Source organism: Streptomyces alkaliterrae, from assembly GCF_007097205.2.
Lineage (GTDB): Bacteria > Actinomycetota > Actinomycetes > Streptomycetales > Streptomycetaceae > Streptomyces > Streptomyces alkaliterrae.
On record NZ_VJYK02000333.1, the window covers coordinates 1 to 5,778 of the forward strand.

General features: G+C 74.0%; 4 protein-coding genes. 2 read left to right on the top strand and 2 right to left on the bottom strand.

Translation table 11 applies throughout. The features are described from left to right. Positions 1 to 1,248 (top strand): hypothetical protein (locus tag FNX44_RS28225; protein WP_323369596.1); only part of this gene is annotated, 1,248 nt, incomplete at its 5' end. Here FNX44_RS28225 and FNX44_RS22930 read toward each other — a convergent pair. Beyond that, complete coding sequence (locus tag FNX44_RS22930; RefSeq protein WP_143650694.1) at positions 1,202 to 2,437, bottom strand: glycosyltransferase 87 family protein; 1,236 nt, start codon at positions 2,435 to 2,437, stop codon at positions 1,202 to 1,204. The two genes, FNX44_RS28225 and FNX44_RS22930, sit on opposite strands and share 47 nt — an antisense overlap. 48 nt (positions 2,438 to 2,485) lie before the next feature. On the opposite strand from FNX44_RS22930, the gene FNX44_RS22935 reads away from it, so the two are divergent. After that, entirely contained in the window at positions 2,486 to 3,628 is a 1,143-nt protein-coding gene (locus tag FNX44_RS22935; protein ID WP_143650695.1) for a glycosyltransferase family 4 protein, read from the top strand. Between the two features lie 74 nt (positions 3,629 to 3,702). On the opposite strand, the gene FNX44_RS22940 is transcribed toward FNX44_RS22935, so the two are convergent. Next, positions 3,703 to 5,508, bottom strand: a complete 1,806-nt coding sequence (locus FNX44_RS22940) for an AMP-dependent synthetase/ligase (protein WP_143650696.1) — start codon at positions 5,506 to 5,508, stop codon at positions 3,703 to 3,705. Positions 5,509 to 5,778: the final 270 nt, after the last annotated feature.

Sequence of the window (5,778 nt, forward strand, 5' to 3'; positions counted from 1 at the left end):
GCGGTGAGCGCGGCCCCCGCGCCCACCCGGCGGGTGCTGCTGCGCGGCGCGGGGGCCGCGCTCACCGCCGTGCTCCCCCCGGCCGGTTGTGTCCCCCTGGTCGGTTGTGTCCCGCTGGCCGCCCGCAGCCCGCTCACCGGGCTCGACCACGCCGTCGCCCACCTGCTCGACCGGCAGGGCGCGGCGGTGCTCAGCGGCGACCGCGCCGGCTACCTCGACACCGTCGACACCACCGACCCGGCGGACGCGGCCCACCACCGCCGCGTCTTCGCCAACCTCCGCCGTCTGCCGCTGGCGGAGTGGTCCCACCGCGTCCTGACGGTACGGCGGACCGGTGCCCGGCGGGCCGAGGCCGTCGCCGAACTCCGCCACCGGCTGGGCGGCTACGACCACGGCCCCCGCACCTCGCTCGAACGGCTCCCGCTGACCTGGGACGACGGCCGCTGGCGTCTCGCGGCCAAAGCGCCGGGCATCCCGCGGCAGTTGTGGGAACAGGGGCAGATGCGGCTCACCCGCGGCCGCCACAGCCTCGTCCTGACCGTCGGGCGCCCGGCCGACGAGCGGGCCGCGCTCGCCCGGGAGGCCGATCTGGCCGTACCCCGGGTCGCCGCCGCCTGGCCCGGGCCGTGGACCCGCCGGGTCGTCGTACTCGGCCCGGCCAGCCTGCCGAACGCCGCCGAACTGCTGGACGGCTCCCCGGCCCGGTACCTGGGCATCGCCGCCGTCACCTCCAGCGAACCCCGCGCGGCGGGACCCGCCGACCGCGTGGTCGTCAACCCCGAGGCGTACGGCACGCTGGACGCCACCGGACGCCAGACCGTGATGACCCACGAGACCGCGCACGTCGCCACCCGGGCCGCGACCACAGAGCACACCCCCACCTGGCTCTCCGAGGGCCTCGCCGACTGGATCGCCCACCGGGGCCGGACCCCGGACATCCGGCACGCCGCGCCCCACCTGCGCGCCGCCGCGCTCGCCGGACGGCTCCCCGAACGACTGCCGACCGACGCCGACTTCGCCTTCGACGGCGACCCGGCCCTGCTCGCGCGCGCCTACGAGGCGGGCTGGCTGGCCTGCCGCTGGACGGCCGAGCGGTGGGGCGAGGCGCGCCTGGCCCGCTTCTACCGCGCAGCGGGGCGGCCCGGTCCCGGCGCGCTGGACCGCGCGGCACGCGACGTGCTGGGCGTCGACGAGCGGGAGTTCACCGCGCACTGGCGTCGCTGGACCGCCCGACGGCTGGCCGACTGAGCAGCCCGGCGGGCCTGGGCAGCGCGGCGGGCGCGAGGACCGTGGACCGCCACAGCGCCGCACAACTGACCACCGCGGCCGCCACCAGCAGCCCGTTGCGGAGGGCGATCAGCGCCACCCCCAGCGGTCGGCTCTCCACCACCAGGGAGAAGAGCAGCGGAAACTCCAGCACCGTCACCGCCGCCGCGGCCACCACCAACCGGACCGCCGGACGCTGCCCCGCCGACCGCAGCGCCGCGCACACAGCCGCCAACCCCACCAGCCACAGCATGTACTGCGGGCTGATCACCCGGCTGGTGACGGTGAACAGCAGCACCGCCGCGAACGCCGCTTCCGCGCACGTCGTCGGCGTCCACACCCGGGCCCGCAGCCGCCACCACAGCAGCCAGCCGAACGCCGCCGCCGTCAGCCACAGCGAGACCGTGGTGACCACCCCCACGTACGGGCCAAGGAACTCGATCGAGCCGTAGTTCATCCGCGCCTCGCCCTGCCAGCCGAACCAGCGTGCCACGTGGAACACCAGCGCACCCAGCGACTCCACCTCCACCCCGCGCTCCCGCTGGTGGGTCAGGAAGCCCAACGAGCCCGGCGCGAACAGGGCGAACCCGGCACCCAGCCCGGCCACCGTCAGTGCGGCGGCGCCCCAGGCCAGCCGGGTCGCACGGCCCCGGGCCGTACCGACCAGCAGCAGCGCCGGCCACACCTTCAGCAGCGCGCCCACCGCGACCAGCACCCCGCCGAGGCGCGGCCGCCGCACCACCAGCAGCAGCGCGGCCACCGCGACCGCCGTCACCATGACGTCGTACCGGGCGTAGGACGTCGGGCCCAGCAGCGGCAGCCCCACCACCCACACCCACGCCCCCGCCGGACTGTGCCCGCGCCGCCGCACCCCGACCAGCAGCAGCGCCAGAACCGCCGCGTCGCACGCCGCGGCGAGCAGGTAGAACGCCTCCGGGTAGCCGAGGAACGGCAGCAGCCCGGGGGAGAGGATCGCCAGCGCGGCGGCCGGCGGATACTGCCAGGTCACGTCGTCCGCCGGATACGCCCCGCCGCTCAACACCTCGTACCAGCCCCGGTAGATCACCTCCACGTCCGCACTCACGAACGGCCCGGGGAGCGGCAGAACCTGGAAGAGGCACAGCAGCAGAAGCAGCCGGGTGGCGGCCCAACCGACGAGCAGCAGACGCATACCCCGACCGTAGTTGTCCAGAGCCGCGACCCGGTACTGTCGTGGCCGATGGACAAGACCCTGATCGTCACCAACGACTTCCCGCCCCGACCCGGCGGCATCCAGGCGTTTCTGCACAGCATGGCGCTGCGGCTCGACCCGGAGAAGGTGGTCGTCTACGCGTCGACCTGGAAGCGCTCGGCGGAGGGCGTGGCCGCCACCGCGCGCTTCGACGCGGAACAGCCCTTCACCGTCGTCCGCGACCGGACCACGATGCTGCTGCCCACCCCGCGGGTCACCCGTCGCGCGGTGGAACTGCTGCGCGAACACGGATGCGGCTCGGTGTGGTTCGGGGCGGCGGCCCCGCTGGGCCTGATGGCGCCCGCGCTGCGCCGAGCCGGCGCCCGCCGGCTGGTGGCGACCACCCACGGCCACGAGGCCGGCTGGGCACAGCTGCCCGCCTCCCGCCGACTGCTGCGCCGCATCGGCGAGTCCACCGACACCCTCACCTACCTGGGGGAGTACACCCGCTCCCGGATCGCCGGCGCGCTCACCGACGAGGCGGCGGCCCGGATGACGCAGCTGCCGCCCGGCGTCGACGAGAAGACGTTCCACCCGGGCTCGGGCGGCGACGCCGTGCGCGAACGGCTCGGCCTGAGCGACCGCCCGGTGGTCGTGTGCGTCTCCCGGCTCGTGCCGCGCAAGGGGCAGGACACCCTGATCGAGGCGATGCCGCGCATTCTGGCGGAGGTGCCCGACGCGGTACTGCTGATCGTCGGCGGCGGCCCCTACGAACGCGACCTGCGGGCCCTGGCCGGGCGCACCGGCGTCGCCGACTCGGTGCGCTTCACCGGGGCGGTGCCCTGGGAGGAACTGCCCGCCCACTACGGCGCCGGCGACGTCTTCGCGATGCCCTGCCGCACCCGGCGGCGCGGCCTGGACGTGGAGGGCCTGGGCATCGTCTACCTGGAGGCGTCCGCCACCGGGCTGCCGGTCGTCGCCGGCGACTCCGGCGGCGCACCCGACGCGGTGCTCGACGGCGAGACCGGCTGGGTCGTGCGCGGCGGCGACCCGGCGGAGGCGGCCGCCCGGATCACCACCCTGCTGAAGGACCCGGAGCTGCGGGCCACCATGGGCGCGCGGGGCCGGGAGTGGGTGGAGGAGCGCTGGCGCTGGGACCTGCTCGCCGAACGGCTGCGCGCCCTGCTCTGACACCCGCCGGCCGACGCGAAGGGCGCCGGTCACCTCCCGGGAGGTGACCGGCGCCCTTCGCGTTCAGGCCGTGCTCAGGCGTACAGCGCCTCGATCTCCTTGGCGAAGTCCTTGGCGACCACGTTCCGCTTCAGCTTCAGCGAGGGCGTGATGTGCCCCGACTCCTCGGTGAACTGGGTCGGCAGGACACGGAACTTGCGCACCGACTCGGCCCGGGAGACCGCCGCGTTGCCGTCGTCGATCGCGCCCTGCACGGCGGCCAGCAGATCGGCGTCCGCCAGCAGCTCCGCACGCTCGAGACCGGACTTGCCGTGCTCGGCGGCCCAGCGCGGCAGGAACTCCTCGTCCAGCGTGACCAGCGCGGCTACGAACGGCCGCCCGTCGCCGACCACCATGCACTCGGCGACCAGCGCGTGCGCCCTGATCCGGTCCTCGATCACGGCCGGCGCGACGTTCTTGCCGCCGGCGGTCACCAGGATCTCCTTCTTGCGGCCGGTGATCGTGAGGTAGCCGTCCTCGTCCAGGGTGCCGATGTCGCCGGTGTGGAACCAGCCGTCGGTCAGCGCCTCGGTGGTGGCCGTCTCGTTGTTCCAGTAGCCGGTGAACAGGTGCTCGCCGTGCAGCATGACCTCGCCGTCGTCGGCGATGCGGACCACCGAGCCGGGCAGCGGCTGGCCGACCGTGCCGATCTTCTGCCGGTCCCAGGGGTTGAACGCGGTCGCCGCGCAGGACTCCGTGAGGCCGTAGCCCTCCAGCACCGTGAAGCCGATGCCGCGGTAGAAGTGGCCCAGCCGCTCGCCGAGCGGGGCGCCGCCGGAGATCGCGTACTCCGCCTGGCCGCCGAGGACCGCGCGCAGCTTGGAGTAGACGAGCTTGTCGAACAGCTTGTGCTTCAGCCGCAGCCCGAGCGAGGGCCGGCCGCCCGAGCTCAGCGCCCGGCTGTAGGCGATGGCGGTGTCCGCCGCCTTGTCGAAGATCTTGCCCTTGCCGTCGGCCTGCGCCTTGGCCCGCGCCGAGTTGTAGACCTTCTCGAAGACGCGCGGGACGCCGAGGATGATGGCGGGCTTGAACGACGCCAGCTCGTCCGTGAGGTTCTTGATGTCCGGCACGTGCCCGAGCCGGATCGGCGCCATCACGGCGGCCAGCTGCACCATGCGGCCGAAGACGTGCGCCACCGGCAGGAACAGCAGCACCGAGCCGGCGGCCGGCGGGAACAGCGGCTGCAACCGCTCGACGACGTTGCCGCACTCGGCGAAGAAGGAGCGGTGGGTGAGCACGCAGCCCTTGGGGCGGCCGGTGGTGCCCGAGGTGTAGACGATCGTGGCCGGGGAATCGGCGTTCGCGGCGGTGCTGTGCTCGGCCAGCAGCTCGTCGCTGACGCCCGCCTCGGCACCGGCCGCGGTGAGCTGGGCGACGGCGCCGTCGTCGATGACCCACACGTTCCGCAGCTCCGGCAGCCCCTCGCTGACGGACTTCACCGACGCGGCGTGCCCGGCGGTCTCCACCAGCGCGGCCACCGCGCCCGAGTCGCTGACGATCCAGGCGATCTGCTCGGGCGAGCTGGTCTCGTAGATCGGCACGGTGACGCCGCCGGCGGTCCAGATGGCGAAGTCCAGCAGTGTCCACTCGTAGCGGGTCCGCGACATCAGCGCCACCCGGTCACCCGGCTTCACACCGGCCGCGATCAGGCCCCGGGCGGCGGCCTCCACCTCGGCCAGGAACTCCCCGGAGGTGAGGTCCTGCCAGCGAGCGGGGTCCTTCGGGTCCTTGCGGGCGATCACCTTGGCATCCGGATGCTGGGCGGCGTTGCGGCGGATCAGATCCGTCAGATTCCCGTCGGCGGGTACCTCGTAGAGTGCCGGAAGGCTGAACTCGCGCAAGACTGCTGCTCCTCATCGCTGCCGGAACAGGGACCGTCGCGTCGGCGGCCTCCGTTGGCTCGCTTCAAGACCGTGGGCCTTGAGGTCGGACGGCCCGGACGTTACCGATCGGTACGGGATCCGGGTAGGGGTGGGACCGAGATGTTTTCTGTGTCACACGACGGAAACACAACCGCCACGGTCGACCAAAACCCTAGTCGAAGCGGGTATCGGGCCGGAAACCCGACGAACTCGGGACGAGCGCCGCCCTTGCGTGCTCCCCTTCCGCCC